This window comes from Streptococcus milleri, from assembly GCF_900636525.1.
Lineage (GTDB): Bacteria > Bacillota > Bacilli > Lactobacillales > Streptococcaceae > Streptococcus > Streptococcus hominis.
In genome coordinates, this window is the sequence record NZ_LR134288.1 from 1,562,973 (window position 1) to 1,586,445 (window position 23,473).

18 protein-coding genes and 2 pseudogenes are annotated in these 23,473 nt (G+C 38.6%); 3 read left to right on the top strand and 17 right to left on the bottom strand.

What is annotated here, in order from left to right; all coding sequences use genetic code 11:
• Positions 1-16: 16 nt before the first annotated feature.
• The 3 genes from EL087_RS07710 to EL087_RS07720 are packed head-to-tail and all read right to left on the bottom strand — an operon-like array spanning position 17 to position 4,546.
• Complete coding sequence (locus EL087_RS07710) at positions 17-1,849, bottom strand: DUF2194 domain-containing protein (RefSeq protein ID WP_003039652.1); 1,833 nt, start codon at positions 1,847-1,849, stop codon at positions 17-19.
• Positions 1,850-1,861: 12 nt separating this feature from the next.
• Positions 1,862-2,761: a hypothetical protein gene (locus EL087_RS07715; RefSeq protein ID WP_003039611.1), complete on the bottom strand. Its 900-nt coding sequence runs from the start codon at positions 2,759-2,761 to the stop codon at positions 1,862-1,864.
• 3 nt (positions 2,762-2,764) lie between these two features.
• On the bottom strand, positions 2,765-4,546 hold the full coding sequence (locus EL087_RS07720; protein ID WP_126407819.1) for a hypothetical protein: 1,782 nt from the start codon (positions 4,544-4,546) through the stop codon (positions 2,765-2,767).
• A gap of 256 nt (positions 4,547-4,802) precedes the next feature.
• Between EL087_RS07720 and def the strand changes: the two genes are divergently transcribed.
• Positions 4,803-5,417, top strand: coding sequence for a peptide deformylase (gene def, locus EL087_RS07725; RefSeq protein ID WP_126407821.1), 615 nt, complete (start codon positions 4,803-4,805; stop codon positions 5,415-5,417).
• A 500-nt stretch (positions 5,418-5,917) separates the two neighbouring features.
• Here the strand turns inward: def and EL087_RS07730 are convergent, their stop codons facing one another.
• From EL087_RS07730 to EL087_RS07735, 3 genes are all read right to left on the bottom strand, one after another.
• On the bottom strand, positions 5,918-6,148 hold the full coding sequence (locus tag EL087_RS07730; RefSeq protein WP_106100006.1) for a GlsB/YeaQ/YmgE family stress response membrane protein: 231 nt from the start codon (positions 6,146-6,148) through the stop codon (positions 5,918-5,920).
• Positions 6,149-6,189: 41 nt separating this feature from the next.
• A complete protein-coding gene (locus tag EL087_RS09270; protein WP_164558140.1) occupies positions 6,190-6,363 on the bottom strand; it encodes a hypothetical protein in 174 nt (57 codons plus the stop codon).
• Positions 6,364-6,606: 243 nt separating this feature from the next.
• A complete protein-coding gene (locus tag EL087_RS07735) occupies positions 6,607-11,001 on the bottom strand; it encodes a PolC-type DNA polymerase III (protein WP_126407823.1) in 4,395 nt (1,464 codons plus the stop codon).
• 99 nt (positions 11,002-11,100) lie between these two features.
• On the opposite strand from EL087_RS07735, the pseudogene EL087_RS07740 reads away from it, so the two are divergent.
• Positions 11,101-11,232 (top strand): annotated as a pseudogene (locus EL087_RS07740) (ISL3 family transposase); the annotation flags it as partial.
• A 44-nt stretch (positions 11,233-11,276) separates the two neighbouring features.
• Here EL087_RS07740 and EL087_RS07745 read toward each other — a convergent pair.
• The 10 genes and pseudogenes from EL087_RS07745 to EL087_RS07790 form a co-directional block, all read right to left on the bottom strand.
• A complete protein-coding gene (locus tag EL087_RS07745) occupies positions 11,277-12,134 on the bottom strand; it encodes a 5'-nucleotidase, lipoprotein e(P4) family (protein ID WP_126407825.1) in 858 nt (285 codons plus the stop codon).
• A gap of 212 nt (positions 12,135-12,346) precedes the next feature.
• Positions 12,347-13,204: a DUF6287 domain-containing protein gene (locus tag EL087_RS07750; protein WP_126407827.1), complete on the bottom strand. Its 858-nt coding sequence runs from the start codon at positions 13,202-13,204 to the stop codon at positions 12,347-12,349.
• A 308-nt stretch (positions 13,205-13,512) separates the two neighbouring features.
• Entirely contained in the window at positions 13,513-14,169 is a 657-nt protein-coding gene (locus EL087_RS07755) for a phosphoribosylglycinamide synthetase (RefSeq protein WP_106083798.1), read from the bottom strand.
• 674 nt (positions 14,170-14,843) lie between these two features.
• A complete protein-coding gene (locus EL087_RS07760) occupies positions 14,844-15,314 on the bottom strand; it encodes a LacI family DNA-binding transcriptional regulator (protein ID WP_232008246.1) in 471 nt (156 codons plus the stop codon).
• A gap of 66 nt (positions 15,315-15,380) precedes the next feature.
• A pseudogene (locus EL087_RS07765) lies at positions 15,381-16,200 on the bottom strand (Cof-type HAD-IIB family hydrolase).
• Between the two features lie 192 nt (positions 16,201-16,392).
• Entirely contained in the window at positions 16,393-16,866 is a 474-nt protein-coding gene (locus EL087_RS07770) for a sigma-70 family RNA polymerase sigma factor (RefSeq protein WP_126407829.1), read from the bottom strand.
• 195 nt (positions 16,867-17,061) lie between these two features.
• Complete coding sequence (gene nusB, locus EL087_RS07775) at positions 17,062-17,487, bottom strand: transcription antitermination factor NusB (protein ID WP_003039673.1); 426 nt, start codon at positions 17,485-17,487, stop codon at positions 17,062-17,064.
• Positions 17,480-17,869 carry an Asp23/Gls24 family envelope stress response protein gene (locus EL087_RS07780; RefSeq protein WP_003037725.1) on the bottom strand — a complete coding sequence of 130 codons (390 nt, stop codon included), beginning with the start codon at positions 17,867-17,869 and terminating at the stop codon, positions 17,480-17,482. The genes nusB and EL087_RS07780 overlap by 8 nt, the downstream gene beginning before the upstream one ends.
• 110 nt (positions 17,870-17,979) lie before the next feature.
• Positions 17,980-18,540 carry an elongation factor P gene (gene efp / locus EL087_RS07785; RefSeq protein ID WP_003037772.1) on the bottom strand — a complete coding sequence of 187 codons (561 nt, stop codon included), beginning with the start codon at positions 18,538-18,540 and terminating at the stop codon, positions 17,980-17,982.
• Positions 18,541-18,598: 58 nt separating this feature from the next.
• Positions 18,599-19,660: a M24 family metallopeptidase gene (locus EL087_RS07790; RefSeq protein WP_126407831.1), complete on the bottom strand. Its 1,062-nt coding sequence runs from the start codon at positions 19,658-19,660 to the stop codon at positions 18,599-18,601.
• Positions 19,661-19,807: 147 nt separating this feature from the next.
• Between EL087_RS07790 and EL087_RS07795 the strand changes: the two genes are divergently transcribed.
• Positions 19,808-20,563, top strand: a complete 756-nt coding sequence (locus EL087_RS07795; RefSeq protein ID WP_049513876.1) for a hypothetical protein — start codon at positions 19,808-19,810, stop codon at positions 20,561-20,563.
• A 37-nt stretch (positions 20,564-20,600) separates the two neighbouring features.
• Here the strand turns inward: EL087_RS07795 and uvrA are convergent, their stop codons facing one another.
• Positions 20,601-23,426, bottom strand: a complete 2,826-nt coding sequence (uvrA, locus tag EL087_RS07800) for an excinuclease ABC subunit UvrA (protein WP_126407833.1) — start codon at positions 23,424-23,426, stop codon at positions 20,601-20,603.
• Positions 23,427-23,473 lie beyond the last annotated feature (47 nt).

Genomic DNA, 23,473 nt, shown 5'->3' on the forward strand with positions numbered 1-23,473 from the left:
ATTTTCTTTTCTCTTTTTATTTCAATTCAATCGCTACTTTTGCAGACGTAGCATGCAATAAATAAAGATTACCAGTCAAATGCTCTAATTTTCCACCTGTCACTTTTCCTGGTTTTCCTTCATTCAACCGAAGCATTACGTAAGCATTATCATGGAAATTCCCAAGATTTAATTCCAAACCAGTATCAGTCTTCTGTTGCTGAACACTTAAAATACCATAGCGTTGAATGGCCCCCGCCATTTCAGAACCCGTCAAATCTCTAATATTAGGTGCCATTTTATCAACCCATGCAATCTCATCACTAAAATCTTTATATAATTTTGCCCAGCCAAGTTTTGCACCTCGATCTTCGTCCATCACATCATCTGGATGGAGGAAATGGGTCATTACATAATGCATATTCAGCTCTGAAAAAACAGTCAACTTAGAATAATTGTCCCATGATGCACCTGAAACAATCCGTGGTTGCTCAATCAGTCCATCATCAGCTACCTCAAATTCTTGAGAATAGGTAAATCTTCCTGGGAAATAGTTACTGGCAATGCTTTTAATCTCTGGGAATTTCGCTCTCAACACTTCTCTTCCTTCTTTTGAAAGAACATTTGAAGGTGGAATATAGACAGACTTTTCGCCTTTTGGAAAGAGCTCCTTCGTAAATCGAATCAACTCACGAATAGAAGATTCCATTGCTTTTTTGTCTTTCCAAGTCTTGTATGTTGGAAATTCATCTCCATAATCAACATCCTTTGGAGAAAGTGGCTGGTGATTATAACCGTGGTAGCTAATCTCTCCGCCATTTGCTAAAAGAGATTTTCCAAAATACTTAAAGCGCTCTATATCTTTTTGTGCCGTTACATTTCCTGATGTATCATCTTCATAATTTTCAATGACACCACCAGTATACTTGATACCGTACTTTTCAGATAACTTCAATAAATCCGGCCACCAAATATTCGTATAAAAATCAGAAATACTTGTATTGTAATCTCGCTTAATGTAGGTAGCATCTCCTGCTGGTACTGGTGAAGGGAAATCATCCAAATAGAACGTAGCACCATTAATTACTGGATAAGCTGTTGCTTCTGTCAACAAGCTATAAGAAGCCGCATAAATCCCACGAACTGCTCTTTCGTAAATTCCAAAATTATCTACTACAAATTTGCCTTTGCCATATTTTTTCTCCCAAACAAGAGGAATACGCGCTTCATTATCTGTCCAAGCGTGAACTTTGGTGTCTGATGAAAGAGAGACCGTCCAAGCCGATTCAAATCCTCCATCAATTGGATAACTTTTCCCGCCACCAATCATGAAGTCTTTATCAATATACATTTTGTTTACCACAGAATTCTCAGCACTGGAATTCGTTACTCCTAATTTTTGCTCAATGGATGCAGAAGCATTATCCTTAACTAGCGTAACACCAAAGAGAACATTTCCGCCTTGCTCAACCCAGTCAACCATTTCCTGCGTTTTTTCTCCCAGAGTTTCTAAATCGCTTAAAAGTACGATAACTTTTTTATAATTTGAAAAACTAGGAAGAGAATCTTTTGAAATATCAACCAATTGATAGCCTTGCTTCATGTCTTTAAGAATCTGCGAGAATTGTTCTTTCGCTCGTCTACTGGTATCATTGCTCTCATCATAAAGGACAAGATTTTCTTTTGCCAAACTTTCAAAAACTGTTTTAGAAGTAGGAATATTCCCTTTTAGATAGGTATTTTTACTTGTAGCAACCGTATAACGCTCCCCACTTTTTTGAATCCATAAAAATGCGGCTAACAAAAGAAAAATAACCACCACTATAATGGATTCTCTTGAATAAGCCAACGTTTTTTTCTTCTTTTTCATTCCTTCCAACCTTTAAGACTGCCAAAAAGCTAATTGTTCTCGATTCTCTTTTGAGATGTAAATTGAATCTTCCTTTATAGCCTTTACTAATTCTTTTATCCTTTCCCCTTGTTTTGTTTCATAATAATATTGCAGATATAACATATAAATGTCTTCTTGTTGTGTCCACTTTTGTGAAATCAAATCTAAATAATCTTTAACTCGATTATAATGTTTGAGCAATAATTCATTTTTAATGAAGTTCAGATAATCCGACAACTCTTCTTTTTGTTGTATCTTTTTCTCCAAAAGATTTGAATAATCTGTTCTAAGTAGTTTTTCCAACCGTTTAGTGACAAGTCCCTTTTGCAAGTAACTTGCTAAGGTAGCACAATACTCTGTTAAAACTTGGAAATCATTAGGATTTTGACGATACTTTTTATTTAAATTTTGCAAACGAACATCGTACTGTCGTGACACCTCCGCAATCAAAGTTGTAGCGTAATGTACAACTTCTGTATCTTCATCTTTACGAGCCAAAAATAACAAATCAATAAAACGATTTGGAGTCCGACTAACCATTTCCATTAACATCCACCGTGCTGTCTCCTTATCTTGCAACAACAGCGCTTCTTCTAACGGAATGAGTTCTTCGACATCCTCATATGCATTTCCTAGTTCGTTCTTGTTTTCAATTCCACTTATCTCCGTCCAAACATCTGCCTCTTTTGCCAGAAGAGACACATTTGATTTATCGTCATGTCTAGATAGATTTAAAAGCCAAAGCAAAAGATAGCCTAGAAACGGTATTGCAATAGGAAAAACAATATAAAACAACGGTAGTTTGATTTTTTTATATTTGAGCAAATAGTAAGAATGAATACATAGAATCAAATCTAAAATCACACAAAAAATAGAAATAATGTATTCCATTTATCAACCTCCGTGTTTGATTGAGTTAGAATTATTCTCCAAAGACATCGGCTTTTTAATGTTTGCAAATGCTTGATGATAACCCGCTTTATCTAACATGGAAGCTGCTACTCCACCAATCATTTGCAAAAAGTGGAGGCGAGAAAGTGATAAACGGTTATAAGAAACATCTTCAATCCACAGGAGGTACTTTAATCCTGAAGCAGCTTTTATTTCTGATGCATAAAATGGGTAATCTGGAAGAAGATTCTTATTTATCCAAACTTCATCATTTTTTAACTCTTCTGCTAATGTAGGGTAGTTACTTAGATTGAAGTCAGAAGAATTAGATAATGAATAAATGTTGACTTTATTTGCTCCCAATTGCTCCTCAATAACTTTCTTCGTTTCATTTAAAACAGCTTCTACTGTCGGCTTATCCAATTGTTGAAAAATAGAGAATAGTTTGCTCGCACCATTTTGATTGCTAACGACTTGCTGAACGAGCTTTTCACGATCATAAACTGCATCCTCATAGGAGATAGATAAGAGTTCATTTCTTTCATTTAGCAGCTGATTTTCTTTTTCTAGCATTTCTTTCTCATCTTGGTACTTCATCTGGATAATCCCACAAATAAGAGCAACGAACATATAAGCCGCAAAGGAAATCCACCTATCGGTATTATAGACGATTGATTGCCAGTTTCCTCCCGAGAAGATATTGGCTGCAAATAACCCTAGTATTGAAAGGAGACCAGCAAAAATGCCATATAAAGTTCCAAAGATTGTACTAATCAAGGTTACAAAAAATAAGCGAATATCAATCATTTTGAATTGATTGAAACCATTTAATAACGTACTCAAACCTTCTGATAGTAAAAAAGCAAGCAAAATTTCAGCTACCTTTTGATAAACCTTATGAGACCGCATCAGATAAATAGCTTTTTTCAAATGATTGAATTCCAGATGATTAGACGTCTTATTTTCTTTTACGAAATCTTTGTAAAGATCTGATAGATCATCTAGAACCGAGTAACGAATAAACCAGCCATAACGTTGTCTTAAATTATCTTCATCTGTCGAGCGATAAAGATAAGGTTCAGTTGACTTTGAATCAATCTCTATGGCACTTTTAGAGAGAGACAGTTCTTCTAATTTCGCCGCAAATTGCTGAAATGTAATCTGAAAGGGATTATAAATAGTTAAGATTTCTGTTTGGTCATTCCAACTATCAAAAATTTTGCTGATTAGCTCTGCTAAATCTTCTGAATTGATAAAATTCGCAATTTCATCTGGATGTTCTCCAATATGAACTGTTTTATTTTGGTGAAGACTGTCAAACAACTGATACAAATAATCTTCTGGCAATTTGGAAGAATACAAATAAGGGCTACGAACTATTTTCAGAGATCGCCCATTTGTCTTGGACCAATTGAGGCAAATCTCCTCTGCCGCCCTTTCTAGCTCCTGAGGATCATTAAGCACTTCTGGTCCTGTCACATAAAGAATTTTCGAATGAGATAATTCTTCGGTATGATGTAAAAAAGTTTGCAGCCGTTCTAGCTCCCCTACTCGTTGATTCTTATAAGTTAGCAAATTAGAAAGATAAAGAATTTGGTCAAATTGATAGGTTCTTAAAACTTCTACTAAAATGGTTTCTTTTGTTTTCGGAAAAACTGTCAATTTTAATTTTTTTGAACTTTTTAAATCTGTTTCTCCCAAAAGATAAACCGTATCCTTTGGAAAAGCTTCTTGTATAAACTTTTTGGTTACATATCCCGTATTTCCAAATAGTAGAATTTTCAATTTTTTGTCCCTCCTAAAAAGTAATTTATTTTGTTACTAATAATATTTTAGGTATCCAACTAAATATCATACATATTTTTGCTAAAAATATCAAGCAAAATAGACTAATTTTTTACTAATTTATTTCGTGTTTTCTCCACATATTCATTACACGCTATTTCGATTTCTTTCTTTCTCCTTTATTTTGTGTTATATTTATCATATACAAAGAATTTAATTTGGAATAGAAATCCATTTTTAGAACGAAGGAGAAAACATGTCTGTTATTGAAAAATTAACAAAACCAGCTCACTTGATTGATATGAATGACATCATTCGTGAAGGGAATCCAACGCTTCGGGCAGTCGCCAAGGATGTCACCTTTCCACTTACAGAGCAAGAAGTTATCTTGGGTGAAAAAATGCTCCAATTTTTGAGAAATTCACAAGACCCTGCAACTGCTGAAAAAATGGGGCTTCGTGGCGGCGTTGGTCTAGCTGCACCTCAGCTAGATCTGTCAAAGCGTATTATTGCTGTATTGGTGCCAAACCTGCCAGACAAAGAGGGCAATCCACCAAAGGAAGCCTATGCTTTGCAAACGGTTATGTACAACGCTAAAGTAGTGGCACATTCTGTTCAAGATGCCGCACTCGCTGAGGGGGAGGGCTGCTTGTCAGTTGACCGTGAAGTGCCTGGTTATGTCGTGCGCCATGCACGCGTCACTGTTGAATATTTTGACAAAGAAGGTGAAAAACACCGTATCAAACTCAAAGGATACAACTCAATCGTGGTTCAACACGAGATTGACCACACCAACGGAATCATGTTCTATGACCGCATCAATGAAAAAGAACCCTTCGCAATCAAAGAAGGCATGCTAGTGATTGAATAATAAATAAAAGGGAATCTCTGTTCTAAAACAGCATTCCCAATTAAAATTTCTTTATAAAAGCACTATAACTCAAGAATACAAATAAAAAGAACAACTTTGGCTTCTGATAAACAGAAAATCAAGGTTGTTCTTTTTTGTAGTTATCGTGTGAATCTGTCTCAGACTCATGACTTTAGGATGACAAGCAATTTTAACGCAACTGCTATCGCACAAAACAAAGCACTATTTTGAGGTGGTAGATAGAACTTGTGAAGCAAGTCTCATCTTCATTCGCCTTTGAAACTCCAAAGAGCAATTTTGATGAAACCTTCGTTTTCTGCATTCACTATCTAAACAGTCTGAAAAACAGTTAAGTCGCCTTATGGGGCGAGACTATACAGAACATTTTGTACCGAAGCCTTGAAATAAGAAAGCTGAGATTAACATTTTCGAATTTTAATTCCTTTGTGGGCGACTGCACTAGCAATTGTAGGTATCGGTCTCACTCCTATTTTTAGAAGTCAGCTTCCTCTTTCCCAGAAAATAGCTAAAAGAATAATCGCTCCCAACACAGACGGTATAACCGCTGTATCTGACAGATGAGGTCCCCAGTTACCAAAGAGCATTTGCCCAAGCCAGGCCCCAAACCAACCTAGTAAGATCTTGCCAATACAACCCATTCGTTCCCCACGATTGGTGATTGCTGCTGCAATCAGACCAATAATGAAGCCGACAAACATACTTCCAATCATTTAGTTATCCTTCCTGATTATTCACAACTGGTACTATTGCATTATTTTTTATGCCAACAATAATTTTTCTTGTTTTTGAAAGAACAGGCACGACTTGCTAGCACAGCCAAACTGACCAATACTACCGAAGCAAGAACAGTCTTTCCAGAAAATTCAAGCGCATAATGAAAATCTCTTTGGGATTTTTTATCTTCAGCTGAAATCATTAACTTCATAATGTATCCTTTCTATTTGTAAATAGCTTACAAAGAACAACAAGAATCTATAAATTTTGTAAAAAATTTTACAAGTAGTAATTTTGAGGCAGAACCTTTCAAAAAACAGCTAGCTACTCGCAATAAATCATTACCATGAAAGATTGCAAAATCAATCATATTTCGCAAATGAATAAGCAAAAATTCTAGTTTAGTGGCAGCTGCCGTTGATGAAATTCCTGTCTTTCATCAAAAGAAGAAGTTTTAGAATAAATCATCAAAGAGACTGAGCTGATTGTCTTCTGGCATATTGCCTAGAATCCCCATTTCATCCATTTTATCGACTAGAGTAGTGGACAAGCCGCCACGCTTGCGCAATTCGGTTTTTGAAAGAAATTCTCCTTCTGCACGCGCTTTAACCAATTGTTTTGCAACGTTGTCTCCCAAACCATCCATAGCAGAAAATGGAGGAATTAAGCTATCTCCGTCAATAAGAAATTCTGTCGCATCACTCTTATACAGATTGAGTTTGCCAAATTTGAAACCTCTTTCCAACATTTCATTAACGATTTCCAAGGTTGTATACAGGTCAATTTCTACATTGGACGCTTCATTATTTTTACGTTTTTCAGAGATTTCATTCATTTTGCGCTTAACTGAATCTAATCCGCTACTCATGACTTTAATATCAAAGGCTTTGGCACGGATAGAAAAGTAAGCACAATAGTAATAAATCGGATGATGCACTTTGAAATAAGCTACCCGTAGAGCCATCATTACGTAGGCAGCTGCATGGGCTTTAGGAAACATGTACTTGATTTTTCCGCAAGATTCAATATACCATTCAGGGACATTGTTTTCTTTCATAGCGGCAATATAACCATTACGCTCTTCGTCAGAAATTTTCAACCATGCACCTTTCCGCACACGCTCCATAATGGTAAAGGCCATTTTTGGTTCTAAGCCCTTGTGCATGAGATAGACCATGATGTCGTCCCGACAACCGATAACGGTAGATAAGTCCGCAATTCCCTGCTTAATTAAATCTTGTGCATTTCCAAGCCATACGTCCGTACCGTGAGACAAGCCTGATAATTGAAGTAATTCTGCGAAAGTTGTTGGGTGAGTTTCATCCACCATGCCCCGTACAAAGTTGGTTCCAAACTCAGGAATCCCCAGCATACCAGTTGCCGTACCTATTTGCTCTTGTGTCACTCCCAGAACATCTGTTCCTGAAAAGAGTGCCATAACTTCCTTATCATCCATAGGAATATCATTAGGGTCAATACCTGATAAATCCTGCAATTTCCGAATCATAGTCGGATCATCATGACCGAGCACATCGAGTTTCAGGACATTTTCATCAATATCATGGAAGTTAAAGTGAGTTGTTTGCCATTCAGCAGTCAAGTCATCTGCTGGGTATTGAACCGGCGTAAAATCATAAACATCCATGTAATTTGGAATAACGACGATTCCTCCTGGGTGCTGTCCAGTCGTTCGTTTGACACCTGCTGCACCTTGCGCTAATCGTTCTACTTCTGCATCACGATAAAATTTATTATAATCCCGCTCATAACCTTTCACAAATCCATACGCTGTTTTGGCAGCGACTGTACCAACCGTACCAGCACGAAAGGCATATTCTTCACCAAAAATGTCTCGAACATCCAAGTGGGCACTCGGTTGATCTTCACCAGAAAAGTTCAAGTCAATATCAGGTACCTTATCACCGTCAAAACCAAGGAAGGTTTCAAAAGGAATATCCTGTCCATTTTTACTCAACTTATGCCCACAATGCGGACAATCTTTATCTGGCATATCAAAGCCTGAACCGTAAGAACCGTCCGTAATAAATTCTGAATACTGGCATTTGCCACAAACATAGTGAGGAGATAAAGGGTTTACCTCAGTAATCCCAATCATGGTCGCCACAAAACTAGAGCCGACCGAACCACGTGAACCCACCAAATAACCGCGTTCATTTGAGCGCTGTACCAACATTTGTGAAGCCAGATAAATCACGGCAAATCCATTCCCCAAAATGGAGGATAATTCCCGCTCAATTCGTCGGTCTACAATATCCGGCAGCGGATTTCCATAAATTTCAAAAGCTTTGGCATAAGTCATCTCAGCGACTTTTTCCTCTGATTTGTCAATAAATGGTGTATAAAGGTCACCTTTCACCACCTCAATCGGTTCAAAGGTTGCTGCCAATTGATTTGGATTATCAATAACCACCTGCCGAGCTAATTCTTCACCTAAGAAGGCAAACTCATCCAACATTTCATTGGTTGTGCGGAAATGCGCTTTTGGAAGTGGAGCTGGTTGAGCATTTTCGCCATGTCCAATGGTACGGTTAATCATCGCTCCTTGCCCTAGACTGCGGACGATAATTTCTCGATAAATTTCTTCTTCAGGCTCGATATAATGCACATCACCTGTAGCAAGAACAGGCTTGTCTAATCGATTTCCCACTTCAATCAAATTTTTGATAATAGTGTGAAGCTCTTCGACATCCTTAACCTGCTCTTTGGCAATCAACGGTGCATAAATTGCTGGAGGCATGATTTCAATAAAATCGTAGTATTTCGCAACTTCCACTGCAGCATCGACGCCTTGCGAAACAACCGCGTCAAACACTTCTCCTTCTGAACAGGCCGTTCCTAAAATCAAGCCTTCTCGGTGCGCATCCAAAACTGTTCGTGGAATCCGCGGTACGCCCTCAAAATACTTTGTATTAGACAAACTGACTAATTTAAAAATGTTCTTCAAACCCGTTTGATTTTTTACATAAATTGTAGCGTGTTTGACCCGCGCTTTTTTATAGGAGTTTTCATCCACCAAATCTGTGTTTAGCTTTTGAAGATTGGTGACACCTCGTTTTTCCGCCGCATCGTTAATGAAAATAAAGAGTAGGCGTCCTGTCGCTTCCGCGTCATAATTAGCCATGTGATGATGATCAAGCGATATTTGGAAACGCTTAGTCAATGGTCCCAAACCGTGGCGCTTGTATTCTGGGTAGAGATTACGGGCAAACTCCAAGGTATCAATGACTGGTTGCGTGATCTGTGGCAACCCATGCCGTTCATAATTGACATTCATAAATCCCACATCAAAGGTAGCATTGTGGGCAACGAGCACCGTATCTTGACAGAAGTCTTGAAATTCTTGCAAGACCTGCTCGAGTGGCTTCGCATTTTTGACATGCTCGTCTGTAATCCCCGTCAAATCTGTCGTAAAGGCACTCAAAGGATGACCTGGATTGATAAACTCGTCAAACTCAGCAATGACATTCCCCTTGTACATCTTACTTGCCGCTACTTGGATCAAGTCATTGTAAATAGCAGACAAACCGGTAGTTTCCACGTCAAAGACAACATAAGTGGCTTCCTTGAGTTCCATATCCACTTCGTTATAGGTAATAGGAACTCGGTCTTCCACGATATTAGCTTCCATGCCGTAAATCAGCTGAATACCAGCTTTTTTAGCAGCTTTATAGCCATGCGGAAAGCTCTGTACATTGCCGTGGTCAGTAATCGCAACTGCCTTATGTCCCCACTTAGCGGCTGTCGCAATCAATTCCTCCACTTCTGGCAGAGCATCCATGGTTGACATATTGGTGTGCGCGTGAAATTCAATCCGCTTCTCACCTTCTGGCATCAAGTCTTTCCGCTCATAATGTGTCACTTCTTGCACATCTTGAACATTCATGGTCAAGTCATGCGTGAAGTTGTTCATTTCAATATTCCCACGCACACGCAACCAAGAATTTTTCCTAATGATGTCAAATTTTTTGGCTTCTTCTTCGTTTTTAAACCATTTCTGAAGCGCAAAGCTAGAAGTATAATCAGTCATCTTAAAGTTAATCAGCACACGCCCTGTGCGGGTAACCTTTTGCTCAAGATCAAAGACCATACCTTCAAAGACAATGCGATTTTCCTCGGTCTGGATGTCAATCATCTGCGTAATCTCTGCCTTGTCCAGCTTTGGTCGAGCAGCCGCTTTTCGTGCTTGAAAATCAGAATAGTTTGGTTTTTCCTCAGCTGGTGGCGGTGCCATTTGTTGCAGTGCTTCGATAGCTTTTAGCGCCTCGTCATTAGCCGCTTGCACAATCTTTTCTTTTTCAGCTTGGAAAGTCTCAACTTGTTGCTGAGTTAAGGCGTCACTTGCTTTGACCCGACAGTGAAAATGCGGAAAGCCAAACTTCACCAATTGCTTGGCTAGATTTGGCAAATGGGTTTTCCGAAAATGCTCCGTATCAATACTGGATGGCCCCTCAATCCAGAGCTGATCGCCGTCCGCATGCACCTGTAGCTGTTGGTACATACTACGAAAGCCTTGACTGGCACAAGGTCCTTCTGTAAAAGCCTCTTTGTAATAAGCCTGCAACAGCTCCTCTGTAAAATCTTGATTGGCAGCCTTAATTTCAAAAATAGCTTGGTTGCCCGTCTTAGAAAATTCTTCATTTAAACGTTTTTTTAATTCTTGAAACAACTCAATGGGTAAAATTTCTCCAAAAGCAAACTGAAATTCCCAAACATGACTGACGGTATGCACTAAAACTTGCTCAATTTCTGCATGTAAAAAGGCACTTGATTGTCTCATATCAAGTGGCATATCAATTTGATTCATTAAAATTTCAAACGTAGATGACATCTTTTTCCCTCGTATTGTAATGAAACTATTTTACCATAAAACAAATGAATTTTCGATTAAAAAATAGATAAGGAATATCCCTCATTGTTTTTAATATAAACCAATCATCTCATCAAGGACGTCAAATGCTAAGCTTTTGGTTTCTGGAACTTTGACAATTTTAAAACGAAAATTCTCATCGCTTTGAACATCAAAAAAGAGAGAACCAATCTGATTCTCTCTCGCACTTAGCGATAGGTTACCCACTACAGTTGACATTGAGTCTGTTTTCCTTTTTATTTTTTATATCCTTCTAATGCTTTTTGACGTTCTTCAGTTTGGCCTTTCGCATCTAATTTTTTACCGTTATAAACAGTGCTTTCCCATGAACCGTACATTGGATTTGGGAAGATGATGAACTTTTCACCGAATTCGTTCTTTAATTCTTCTAATTTCTTACTACGTTCTTCTGCTGATGTTTTTGAGAAATCCGCAAAGTCAACGAGGTTATCACCTAAAAGCATGGCCAAATTCGTCGTTTCTTGTACTTTCTGACGGCGACCTTCTTTTGATTTCACACCTTTTTCTAAGAACATCAAATGGTCTTTCCCTTGTACTGGAATGCCTTCTTTTTCCAAATTCTTAATTGTCGCATCTACCTGGCTCGCATCACGGTCAGAAACATAGTAGATTTGAACACCGTTTTGATGTGCATACTGGAGAAATTCTTTGGCACCAGGAACTGCCTTAGCTGAAGCTTTTTTCACCCATGCATCCCAATTTTTAGGATTAAAGGCCGTACCGTCTTTGACATTTTGAACTTGATAAGGACTGTTGTCTAATACTGTTTCATCTAAGTCAAGAACGATTGAGTAAGGCTTATCTGTCGGTTTTTGCAGCAATTCTTTCAAACGATTTGTTGCAACATTATAACCTTGCAGGTACAGCGCTTTAGCTTCATCTGACTTTTGATACCAAAGAGTGGACATGGTATTTTCCCTTGACCGCAATTGGTCATAAGTCATGGTGACTTTACTGTCAGATGTGCTACTTTGCACAGCCTTATTGTCTGTCGTCTTCGTTCCACAGCTGGTCAATAAAATAACCGAAGCAAGAGCGGAAAAAATTGTGATTGTGGCTTTAGATGATTTCATAAAACCAATCCTCCTAATATTAATCTGTCAAAATTATAGCGCTTTCATATTAATTTTGCAAATTATCTGACCAAATGTAGGAGAAAAGTAGATTCGCAAAAAATGGTGAACTGTTGGAAAACTAGAATCCCTATACCACTTATTGTTGATTACAAGTCAAGAGCTTTTCATTATCTTTTCTTCAAGAAAGAAAAATAACTTAGTATTTATCCTTATTGCCTATAATAATACTGATCAGCAGGTTCATTTCCGATATTTTGACCGAGCAACAATCTTGGTCTGCTGGTATCAGATTTATCACCATACGGATTTTTAAAACCAATTTTAAATAAGGCAATCAGAGCCCCTGTATTACCCCATCGTATATTGAGTGTTGGAAACTTGGAAGTGGAGATTAAATTGGGAGAGATATTCTCATTTCTGTTCGTTTTTCCGTCTGAGCTTATAGTTATTTCTCTGCCTTCCTCATTCTTCCAGTATCCTGCCAAAGTCCTATAATCACCTTTCATAATGGCTGCAATATCTAAATCTTGTTGATTAGGGGGCTCTTTTTTACCCTCCTTGCTTGACTCAAAGAAATCCTTTTGATTTGCAAAAGCCATTTCGTGATTTGGGTTTCCATCAGACATAGTGATGGTAATCAGATGATTCTTTTTTGCTTTATATTTGAAAATACGTATCGTTATTGTAAAATCTGTATTTCCATCTGACTTTTTCATTTTATCCATTGCAACTAAAGCATCCCCTTCCGTTTTCCACTCTGTCGTAAATTGTCCTGAAACAGCACCATCAGGAGTCTGGTAGCCAATCGTCCATTGCTTACCATTCTGCTTACCATTCCTATCAAGTCGGGCTTTATCACCTGTATTGGCCATATAATCCCCTGTGATGTTAACTTGATTGTCAGAACTAGCCGACAGCGAAGATGTTGTAAATGACGCCACTTGTTTTTCATTAGGAGTGCCATCTGTCCTAGAATGAACAAGAAAATAGACTATGCTCCCTAAAACCAGTAGCAATACTGTACAGATCATAAATAAAAATTTATGTTTATCCCATTGATGATTCATTTAGCATGCCTCCAATAAAATATGTTATACCTAATATACCGTAATTATGCAACAAAGTAAAATAAAATAGTAAATATTAAACCTTCTAATACTTAACTTATCCCCTAGACGCCGTCATTCTAGTCAGTGTTAAGAAGACTGTTTATTCTAAAGAGATCGGACAAAAACGCCATTTTGGGGCATAAATAGATAACCAACGACACTATAAAAGGCTTAAAATCAAGGTTTATTTAAACCAGATTCTAAGCCTTTTTTGCTTTCATACTAATCTTCGTCCAGCCATTAAAACTCATTTTCTTACTATCCATTCACCCATTCACGTTTTTAAATGTGACTTTAGCTTCTGGATCAATACTCCTCACAATATTTGTATAGTAATGTTCTGCTGACTCTGTGATAATTTTTTTATACTGCTTGATATACCCTTCTTGCTCCTTACTACTAAGCCCTCTGGATACATATTCTCCCGTATCAATATTTTCGGTTGCTCCACTCAACAGCTGTCCTCTTGTATCATATAGTTTATATCGATATTTTGGATTATCTGGAACCCCTACTCCTATCACTTTATATTTAGGAATAGTTAATTCATACTGATGTTCCGCAAGCTTTCTAACCTTCACTGCTTCCTTAATCCCGAATTTAGCATTATAATTAAGAATAATAATAGCCTTCTTTATAGACAGTGGAATGCTGACATTAGTTCCAGGTATTTTCTTATCTTTCTCAATCATTTCAACCCTTTGAATTCCGACATTTAAAAAGACACTTTCGTTGACTTTCTCTAGATGCGTGATTTGAGTGTAAATCTGACTCCGCTCATCTGAAGCATTTTTCCCTTGGAAATACCCAATAATATTATAAGTTTTTGCGACAACAAAAAAAGTAGCAAGAACGGCTAACACAATCCAAACGTAAATCTTAGCCCCTAAAACTTTTTTTATGAAATTCTTCACTATTTTCATGTTCTATTTCCTCCGAATCAAAAATGCTATCCCTAGACTCATCACAGCGATAAAAGCTGCTATATAAGGATTCAGCGGAAAAAGAATGACAATCAAAAGCAACAAAACAAATGGTACAATTTTCCCTATTTTCATAATATAATTAAAACCTCTCCAGTACAAATTATATATATATATATAATTTGTCAAGTAATTTAATGCATTTTTATATCAAAAATTCCCCTAACAGAATTCTATATTCTGTCAGGGGAATTGCTATAGAATACAATCAAGAAACTTTTTAAGGATTCGTTTTTTATCTCTTAAATTTAATTTCACTAAACACATCCTTTCGTAGCTTCTAAAATCCAGTTTATGCCTGTCATTCTAAATTCGTGATATCAGCCGTTTCTAGGCTTAGATCAAACACAACATTCCTACATCAAAGTTATCAGGATTGACTTCACTCTAATGAGACTTTGCATCACCTCAAATAAAAAACGATACAAGTTAGACTACAAACAATATCTTTTTGCAAAACTACAGAATTTTCACCGTTCTATAAATTCCGATTTGAGTACAATGGTTCTTTTCTCTTCAGATAAAACCTGCTTGAAACTTTTCTGACCCAGCTGATAGGTAGAACTGCGCTTGTCTTTACGAGTGAAAATAAGGGCTAAATGTTGATAACCCAGTTACTTCAACCAGCGAAAAGCTTCTCTGCAAGCTGGTTTGCGATCCACATAGACACTACTCAGTTGAGAATGATTTACCGTTTCTAAGCAGACAATATTTCCGTACTTAGCATAGGAAGCAATGGTTTCCAAACCTATGCTTCGTGAGGTGAAAATCAAATGATCAAAAGCCTGACCTCGCAATTGTTCCAGGTACTGAAGCTCTAGTTCTTTGTCATACTGAGACGGCAAAAGCAGCAAATTATAGGCACTCCTCTGCGCTTGATCCAACATACCGTTGATGAACTTGGTAAAATAAGTGTGATGCACATGAGGAATGACTACACCCACTTTATAAGTATTGCCCAAACTCAGTTCTTTTGCGACTAGATTTAGAGTATAGTCCAGTTCTCTGACAATTTGCAGGATTTTCCCCCGTGCCTCGTCTGACACATATGGGTGATTGTTGAGCACGCGCGACACACTGGACACCGAATAGCCACTCAACTTCGCTATTTCTCAAATATTGGTCATCGAGTTCCTTTCTGATTTTCAAGCTTAACTGACGAGATACCTGTGAATTCCGTAACCAACTCCGTCCTCATCGTTACTCTTGGTAATTTTAAAAGCATGTGCCTTCACATCTTTAAAGGCATTGTCCATGACAATCGGAAAACCAACCATTTCTAGCATCGGAATGTCATTGTGACCGTCACCAAAGGCAGCTGTTTCTTCTTTTTTTAGATTTTCTTTCCGGCTAATGTAATCAATCCCTGATGATTTTCGAGCTTCTTTGCTAATGATTTCTAAATAAAACCGACCAGAACGCAGAATTGTCACACTAGTTAGTCCTAGACTATTCAGATAAGTCTGCAAATCTTGCATTTCTTCCTCTTCAAAACTAATCATCATGATTTTAAACAGATTATCACAAGCTGAAAAAAAACAATCTTCATCATGAACCTGAGTCGGTGCCTGATGAGTCAAGTCGTATTCGTAACAAATTCTTTCATCTACTGTATCACAATACCAATGATTCAAGTCATAATAACTGAGACTTGACCTGCTGAAAATGCTACCGCACCGCCTGTAAAATCGTTGCCGCGGTCTGCTTGAAAATAATCTTGATGTGCAGCGGACGAATTTGATGATTGACAACCTCATAAATCAAACCACCATTAAAGCCCACTTGCGGACCTTGCAAACCCAACAATTCAATAGCCTCACGCATCTCCATTGGCACACGCGCAGATACCAGCGTAATCGGAATATCTGCTCTGCGAATGCGTCTGGCATTCCTTTCGGAAACTTGCCCCTTTGAATTTAAAAGTGCCCCATCCATATTAGTAAAAATACGTTTAATCGTTCTTGTTTGCATGATTTTTCTCTCCTTTTCTTTATGGATTTGCGCTCCACTCCGAGTTCAAATCTTATTTCTTCGCTAGCTTGACTTCATTGTACAATCTGGAACGCGTTCCATGTCAAGAGGAAAATGAAAAAAAGTGAATTAAATTTTTTAGAGGTAGCAAAATGAAAATGACCTTTAAAAAGGGAAAAGTTCTGACTTGTCTTAATCGCTATAGTCTTTTAAGTAGGCTCTTAATTCTCGAATCATAGCTTGGCGGCCTTTGAACCGTTCATCGGCTAGTAAGCGTTCGTACTGCTCCTGTTTCTCTGGGCTCAGTTGAGCTTGATAGCTCTTTAGCTGGTCTCGGAGAATCACCAATTCATCCAGATATAGTTCTTTTAGGCTGAGCTTGTGACCAATCTCGCTCACTTCTTCATAAGCTTGACGATCAAGTTTGCGTTTTTGACTTTCCTGTTTACGGAGGACGTCCAGGATATGATTGCGGAACTTGGTCTTATAGTAAACATAGAGCTGACTTTCTGTCTCTACCAGCTGCGGATAGCGACTCACCAACTGATAGAGCACCAACATGCCCTCTTGGTCCCAATCGCTTAATTCCCACAGGTGGACATAATATTCCCTCCGACACTTCAACACAATTCCTCTCACCTTGGCATATAACTCCTTGAACTCCATTTCCTTCTCCTTCCTTTTACTTACCTTTTAAGGATAACATGAAGGAGAACCCTTTGGTTTTCTTCTATCTATTTTTTATCTTAGTGCATCTCTTTTGGGTCTCGTGAACAGCATCCCTGTCACTTCAGAGTGAAAACAAGCAAAAAGAGAGAACGAAGTTCGTTCTCTCAATCTATGTTCATTTCTTCTTAAAAGTTATTCTATAACAAATTTACTCAAAATGCCATTGATAAACTTGCTCGATTTTTCATCTGAGAATTTTTTAGATAGCTCAATTGCTTCATTGATTGCGACTAGTTGAGGTGTATCAAACTCTGTCATCTCAAACAATCCCAAGCGAAGAATATTTTTTTCTACCAATGTAAGACGTTCCAAAGTCCAACCTTCTTTTAGGTACTGGCTAAGCTTGTCATCCAACTCGTTTTTAGACTGTTCAACACCCGTGACGAGGTTCAATAAAAAGGCTGGAATTTCCACATCAGAATCGTTTGTCATATCTTTATCATAGAGATATGCAAAACGACACGCTTCTACAATGTCTTTTTCATATTCCAAACTCATTAATGCTTGAAATGCACGTTCACGTAGTTCTCTTCTTGCTTCCAGTTGTACATCAGTCATTGAGGAAATCCTCATCGAACAAATCTTTTAAATCTGGTTTTGGTGTTTTTTCAGGCACAATACCCGCTACATGGATGTTTACTGCGGATAATTCAACTTCTGCCATATCAGAAACAGCACTTTTAACAGCTTTTTGAATAGCAACAGCTACTGCTGGAACCCCTACACCGTATTCTAAGTATAAATAAATGTCAACAGTTACTTCACCATCACTGGCAGTATGAAGATAGACGCCACGTCCTAAAGAACGTTTTGCAAGGCTGTCAGACATGCTTTTATTTGCGAAAGAGTAAACACCGTCCACTTTAGCCGTTGCAATGGCAATAATTTTTTCTAAGACACGCGGTGCGATAACGATTTCGCCTAATTGTTCAGTTGCCATAACTTGTCCTTTCTTAAGACACAAAGACATTCAAGGAGTCTGCACAATATTTGTCAGGCTCTCAGTCTGAATTTGATAGTAATTTAAGAACTTCTAGTTCTTAGCATAAATTATGCACGAGAAATGTAAGTTCCTTCTTGCGTATTGATAATCAATTTTTGTCCAACTTCGATAAAGTCCGGTACGTTCACTACCAGACCTGTTTCAAGAGTAGCTGGCTTACCAGAACCTGTTACTGTTGCTCCTTTGATAGAAGGTTGTGTATCTGTTACGACTAATTCTACAGTCGTTGGAACTGTAACACCGATAACTTCGCTTCCGTAAAATTGAATTTTCACTTCTGAATTTTCAAGAATAAATTTCAATTCTTGCTCTACATTTGCTACTGGGATTTCATATTGTTCAAATGACTCTGTATCCATGAAATAAGCTGTGTCATCCATTTGGTACAAGTATTGTGCTGGGCGCGTTTCAATAATTGCTTGTTCAAATTTTTCTTCAGGGCGGTAAGTTGTGTCAAAAGTTGAACCTGTGCGTACATCCCGTAATTTCATACGCATAACAGTATTCCCTTTACCTGGTTTATGGTGGCTTGCTTCAAGGACACGAATCAATTTGCCGTCCGTTGTTTCAAACGTCATACCAGCTTTCAGCTTACTTGCTTCAATCATTATTATTACCTCTTTTAAAATAGATTTCTCTTTATTTTATCATAAACATTGACAATTCTCAAATAACAATTAATTCTTTTGGCGCAAGCGTTAAAAGCTCACAACCTGCGCCTGTGATGAGAATGTCATCTTCAATCCGCACGCCGTATTTTCCGTCCAAATAAATGCCTGGCTCATCTGTTAAGACCATACCTGCTTCAATCGGCTCAGAGGATTTACCAAAATAAGGGATTTCATGAATATCAAGACCAATCCCATGCCCAATTCCATGCGTGAAATATTGTCCGTAACCTGCATCGTTAATCACTTTGCGCGGTACTTGATCAAACTCAATACGACTCATACCAGCTTTCGCCGCTTCAATCAGAGCTTGGTTGCTCCGTAATACAATATCGTAAATCTCACGCTCCTCATCCGTCACATGACCGACATGAATAGTTCGCGTCATATCGCTGACGTAATGCTTGTAGTAGCAACCAAAATCCATGGTCAACGTCTCACCAGTCTGGATTACCTTCTCACTGGCAACCCCATGCGGCATGGCAGAGCGGTAACCTGATGCAATAATAAAGTCAAAAGAGGCTCCTGACGCGCCAAGTTGCCGCATGCGAGCATCTAAAAAGTTCATGACTTGTAGCTCCGTTGTTTGCCCCGGCTTGATAAAATCCAAAACATCTAGAAAGGCTTGGTCAGAAATTTGACAAGCTTTTCGAATCGTATCAATTTCTTCCGCATCTTTTATCATGCGTAGATTTTCAATGAAACTGCTCATAGGTATCAGTTCATAGGCTGCAAATACGCGTTTCAGCATTTTGAAGTAGGCATAGGACACTTGATCATCAAAGCCAATTTTTTCTAATTTATCGCCCCCAATAATTTTAGCGATTTCCCCCAAAGCATCACGCGTTTCGACAATATCAAAATCTTTTACCACGCCTTTGGCAATCAAGGTATAGCGGGAATCTGTCAAAAAAATCCGTCGCGTTTTGCTAATGAAAACTGTCGCTTCTGTTCCGCTAAAACCCGTTAGATAGTAAATATTCTTCAGATTGGTTACTAAAACAGCATCACACTCTGTCTGTTTTAAGGCTACTTCAAATTTTTCAACTCTTGATAACATGAGAAAACCTCCGTAAAATGATTCAATTTATTATAGCAAAAAAATACCGAAAATAATACAATCTATATAGTTAGGATTAGATGAAATTGACATTTGAAAGCGCTAAATGTATAATTTTTGTTAAACAAGAAAGAATGAGGTAACGATATGAATAAAACAGAATTACTGTTACAAAGACTAGATGAGATTGGTCAGTCTCTAAAAGATTCGAAACAAGCACTAGCTTTGCTGGCACTTGGTTCTTGCGGAACAGAAAGAGAACGATTGGATCAGTACTCAGATTTAGACTTCTTTGTTATTGTAAAAGATGGCTACAAGCAGACCTATATCCAAGACCTAACCTGGTTAAGTAAGCTAGAACCAATTGCATTTCACTACCAAAATACAGTGGACGGACATAAAGTTCTATTTGAAGATGATGTTTTTTGTGAATTTGCTGTCTTTGAAGCTCATGAACTAGTAAACATTCCCTTCGCTGAAGGCAAGATTATCTGGAAGGAGGTCGGTTTTGATGAAACAATCTGTCAGCCACAAAGACTGCCATCAAAAGAAAACAGAGACCGTGAATGGCTGTTGGGAGAAATTTCATGTAATCTATATTTAGGGCTAGGTCGCTATCAGCGAGGCGAAAATTTAGCTGCTTATGATTTCATCCAAAACAGATCCGTCAAGCTTTGGACTGAACTAATCAGTTTGGAAACAACTTCTAAATCTAATTTTATAGATATCTTTAATACCAACAGACGATTTGAAGAAGGTTATCCAAAGGAAGCCAAGCAATTGCCTCACTTTTTGCAAGGTTACGAACGCATTTCTGAGTCTGCTCAAGCACTCCTAGAATATCTGGATAAACACTATTCTCTTAACCCATTTATAAAAGAAAAAATTCGTAATTTATTATAAAAAAGACTCTGCCTAAAAAAGCAGAGTCTTTTAAATCTTATTTTAACTTTCCTTTTAGATACTGGCCAGTATAGCTAGCAGAGTTTGTAGCTACTTCTTCTGGTGTGCCAGTTGCAATAATAGTACCTCCACCAATACCACCTTCTGGTCCAAGGTCAATAATGTAATCGGCTGTCTTAATAACGTCCAAATTATGTTCGATGACGAGAACCGTGTTGCCATCGTCTACAAAACGTGATAGCACTTGGAGAAGTTTCGCAATATCCTCCGTGTGCAGACCTGTAGTTGGTTCATCCAGAATATAGAAAGACTTACCTGTTGAGCGCTTGTGAAGTTCGCTGGCTAGTTTCATCCGCTGAGCCTCCCCACCAGAAAGAGTTGTGGCTGGTTGTCCTAACGTTACATATCCTAGTCCTACGTCTTTAATCGTTTGTAATTTGCGCTCGATTTTCGGAATATGTTTGAAGAATTCGACTGCGTCATTGACTGTCATATCCAAAACTTGTGCGATATTCTTATCCTTATAATGCACTTCCAGAGTTTCACTATTGTAGCGAGTGCCGTGACAAACTTCACAAGGAACGTAGACATCTGGTAGAAAATGCATCTCAATTTTGATAATCCCGTCTCCAGAGCAGGCTTCACAACGTCCACCCTTGACATTGAAACTAAAGCGCCCCTTTTTATAACCGCGAATTTTGGCTTCATTGGTCTTGGCAAAAAGGTCACGAATATCATCGAAAACCCCAGTATAAGTAGCAGGATTGGAGCGAGGAGTCCGTCCAATCGGGCTTTGGTCAATATCAATCAAACGATCGATATGCTCAATCCCTGAAATCTTTTTAAATTTCCCCGGTTTATCTGAATTTCGATTGAGCTTTTGCGCAATCGCCTTTTTCAAAATCGAATTAACCAGAGTAGACTTTCCGGAACCAGAAACACCTGTCACAGCAATGAATTTTCCTAGAGGGAAACGAGCTGTGATATTTTGCAAATTGTGCTCTTGCGCACCTGTGATTTCAATAAAGCGCCCATTTCCAACTCGGCGTTCTAGCGGAACTTCAATCTTGCGTTTACCTGACAAGTATTGACCTGTAATGGATTTTTTGTTTTTCGCAACTTGATCAGGCGTGCCTGCCGCAACAATTTCGCCACCGAAAACACCTGCTCCAGGTCCAACATCAATCAACCAATCAGCTTCGCGCATAGTATCTTCATCATGTTCAACCACAATGAGGGTATTACCCAAATCACGCATTTTTTTGAGACTGGCAATCAAGCGATTGTTATCCCGCTGATGAAGACCGATAGAAGGCTCATCTAAGATATAAAGAACACCGCTGAGATTAGAGCCGATTTGAGTCGCCAAGCGGATCCGCTGACTCTCCCCACCCGACAATGTTCCCGCAGACCGAGACAGAGTTAGATAATTAAGTCCGACATTATGAAGAAAAGTCAAGCGATCGCGAATTTCTTTAATAATCGGTGTTGCAATGGCCACTTCATTTTCAGTCAAAGTCAGATGAGAAAGTAATTCTAAATGATCTGCAATAGACAAATCAGATACCTGGCCAATATTAAGACCACCTTCACCCCCCACTTTAACAGACAAGGCTTGTGGATTCAGTCGATAACCATGGCAGCTTGCACACGTCAGCTCATTCATATAAAGCCGCATCTGGGTACGGGTGAAATCACTATTGGTCTTATGGTAGCGACGGTTGATATTGGTCACGACGCCTTCAAAAGGGATGTCGATATCCCGCACGCCACCAAATTCATTTTCATAATGGAAATGAAATTCTCGCCCTTCAGAGCCAAAGAAAATCAGCTGCCGCTCGTCTTCTGTCAGGTCCTCAAATGGCTTATCCATATCAATACCAAATTCCGTCATTGCCTGCTCTAGCATTTGAGGATAGTAATTTGAAGAAATAGGATTCCACGGAGCTAAGGCGCCTTCCCGCAAGGTTTTACTACTGTCAGGAACCACCATATCCAAGTCCACTTCCAACTTCACACCCAGACCGTCACAATCAGGACAAGAGCCGAATGGTGCATTAAAAGAAAAGAGGCGAGGCTCCAACTCAGGTACCGTAAAGCCACAGACTGGACAAGCATAATGCTCGGAAAAGAGTAATTCCTTGCCATCCATCGTATCGATCACCACGTAACCGTCCGCAATTCTTAAGGCTGCTTCAATCGAATCAAACAACCGACTGCGTACACCGTCCTTAATAACAATTCGGTCCACCACTACTTCGATATCGTGCTTTTTCGTTTTAGAAAGATCTGGGACTTCGGTTACATCATAAACGTCCCCGTCCGCGCGCACTCGCACATACCCATCTTTTTGGATTTTTTCAAAGATTGTCTTGTGCTGTCCTTTTTTCTTACGGATAACTGGCGCTAGAATTTGTAATCGCTGACGTTCGGGTAATTCCAAAACTTGATTGACGATTTGTTCCACAGCAGAAGCAGTAATAGCTCCATGCCCATTGATACAGTAAGGAGTACCCACACGCGCATAGAGCAAACGAAGGTAATCGTTGATTTCTGTTGCTGTTCCAACCGTTGACCGTGGATTCTTGCTGGTCGTTTTTTGATCAATAGAAATGGCCGGACTAAGTCCGTCAATTGAGTCCACGTCTGGTTTTTCCATATTGCCCAAAAATTGGCGGGCATAGGCAGACAAACTTTCTACATAGCGACGTTGCCCCTCTGCATAGAGAGTGTCAAAAGCTAAGCTAGATTTGCCTGAACCAGACAAACCAGTCACGACAACCAGCTTGTCCCGCGGAATCGTAACATCAATATTTTTTAAATTATGAGCTCGTGCTCCATGAATGATAATTTTATCCTGCATTCTTACCACACTTTATTTTAAACTTCTTTTTATTATAACAAAATTTT

Bases quoted from the DNA above. Each gene is read 5' to 3' on its own strand.
- efp (WP_003037772.1), bottom strand. From the start codon at position 18,540: ATGATTGAAGCAAGTAAGCTGAAAGCTGGTATGACGTTTGAAACAACG.
- EL087_RS07755 (WP_106083798.1), bottom strand. From the start codon at position 14,169: ATGAAAATAGTGAAGAATTTCATAAAAAAAGTTTTAGGGGCTAAGATT.
- EL087_RS07770 (WP_126407829.1), bottom strand. From the start codon at position 16,866: ATGGAGTTCAAGGAGTTATATGCCAAGGTGAGAGGAATTGTGTTGAAG.
- EL087_RS07790 (WP_126407831.1), bottom strand. From the start codon at position 19,660: ATGTTATCAAGAGTTGAAAAATTTGAAGTAGCCTTAAAACAGACAGAG.
- EL087_RS09270 (WP_164558140.1), bottom strand. From the start codon at position 6,363: ATGAAGTTAATGATTTCAGCTGAAGATAAAAAATCCCAAAGAGATTTT.
- EL087_RS07735 (WP_126407823.1), bottom strand. From the start codon at position 11,001: ATGTCATCTACGTTTGAAATTTTAATGAATCAAATTGATATGCCACTT.
- EL087_RS07750 (WP_126407827.1), bottom strand. From the start codon at position 13,204: ATGAATCATCAATGGGATAAACATAAATTTTTATTTATGATCTGTACA.
- EL087_RS07715 (WP_003039611.1), bottom strand. From the start codon at position 2,761: ATGGAATACATTATTTCTATTTTTTGTGTGATTTTAGATTTGATTCTA.
- EL087_RS07710 (WP_003039652.1), bottom strand. From the start codon at position 1,849: ATGAAAAAGAAGAAAAAAACGTTGGCTTATTCAAGAGAATCCATTATA.
- EL087_RS07745 (WP_126407825.1), bottom strand. From the start codon at position 12,134: ATGAAATCATCTAAAGCCACAATCACAATTTTTTCCGCTCTTGCTTCG.
- def (WP_126407821.1), top strand. From the start codon at position 4,803: ATGTCTGTTATTGAAAAATTAACAAAACCAGCTCACTTGATTGATATG.
- EL087_RS07730 (WP_106100006.1), bottom strand. From the start codon at position 6,148: ATGATTGGAAGTATGTTTGTCGGCTTCATTATTGGTCTGATTGCAGCA.
- EL087_RS07780 (WP_003037725.1), bottom strand. From the start codon at position 17,869: ATGGCAACTGAACAATTAGGCGAAATCGTTATCGCACCGCGTGTCTTA.
- nusB (WP_003039673.1), bottom strand. From the start codon at position 17,487: ATGACTGATGTACAACTGGAAGCAAGAAGAGAACTACGTGAACGTGCA.
- uvrA (WP_126407833.1), bottom strand. From the start codon at position 23,426: ATGCAGGATAAAATTATCATTCATGGAGCACGAGCTCATAATTTAAAA.
- EL087_RS07795 (WP_049513876.1), top strand. From the start codon at position 19,808: ATGAATAAAACAGAATTACTGTTACAAAGACTAGATGAGATTGGTCAG.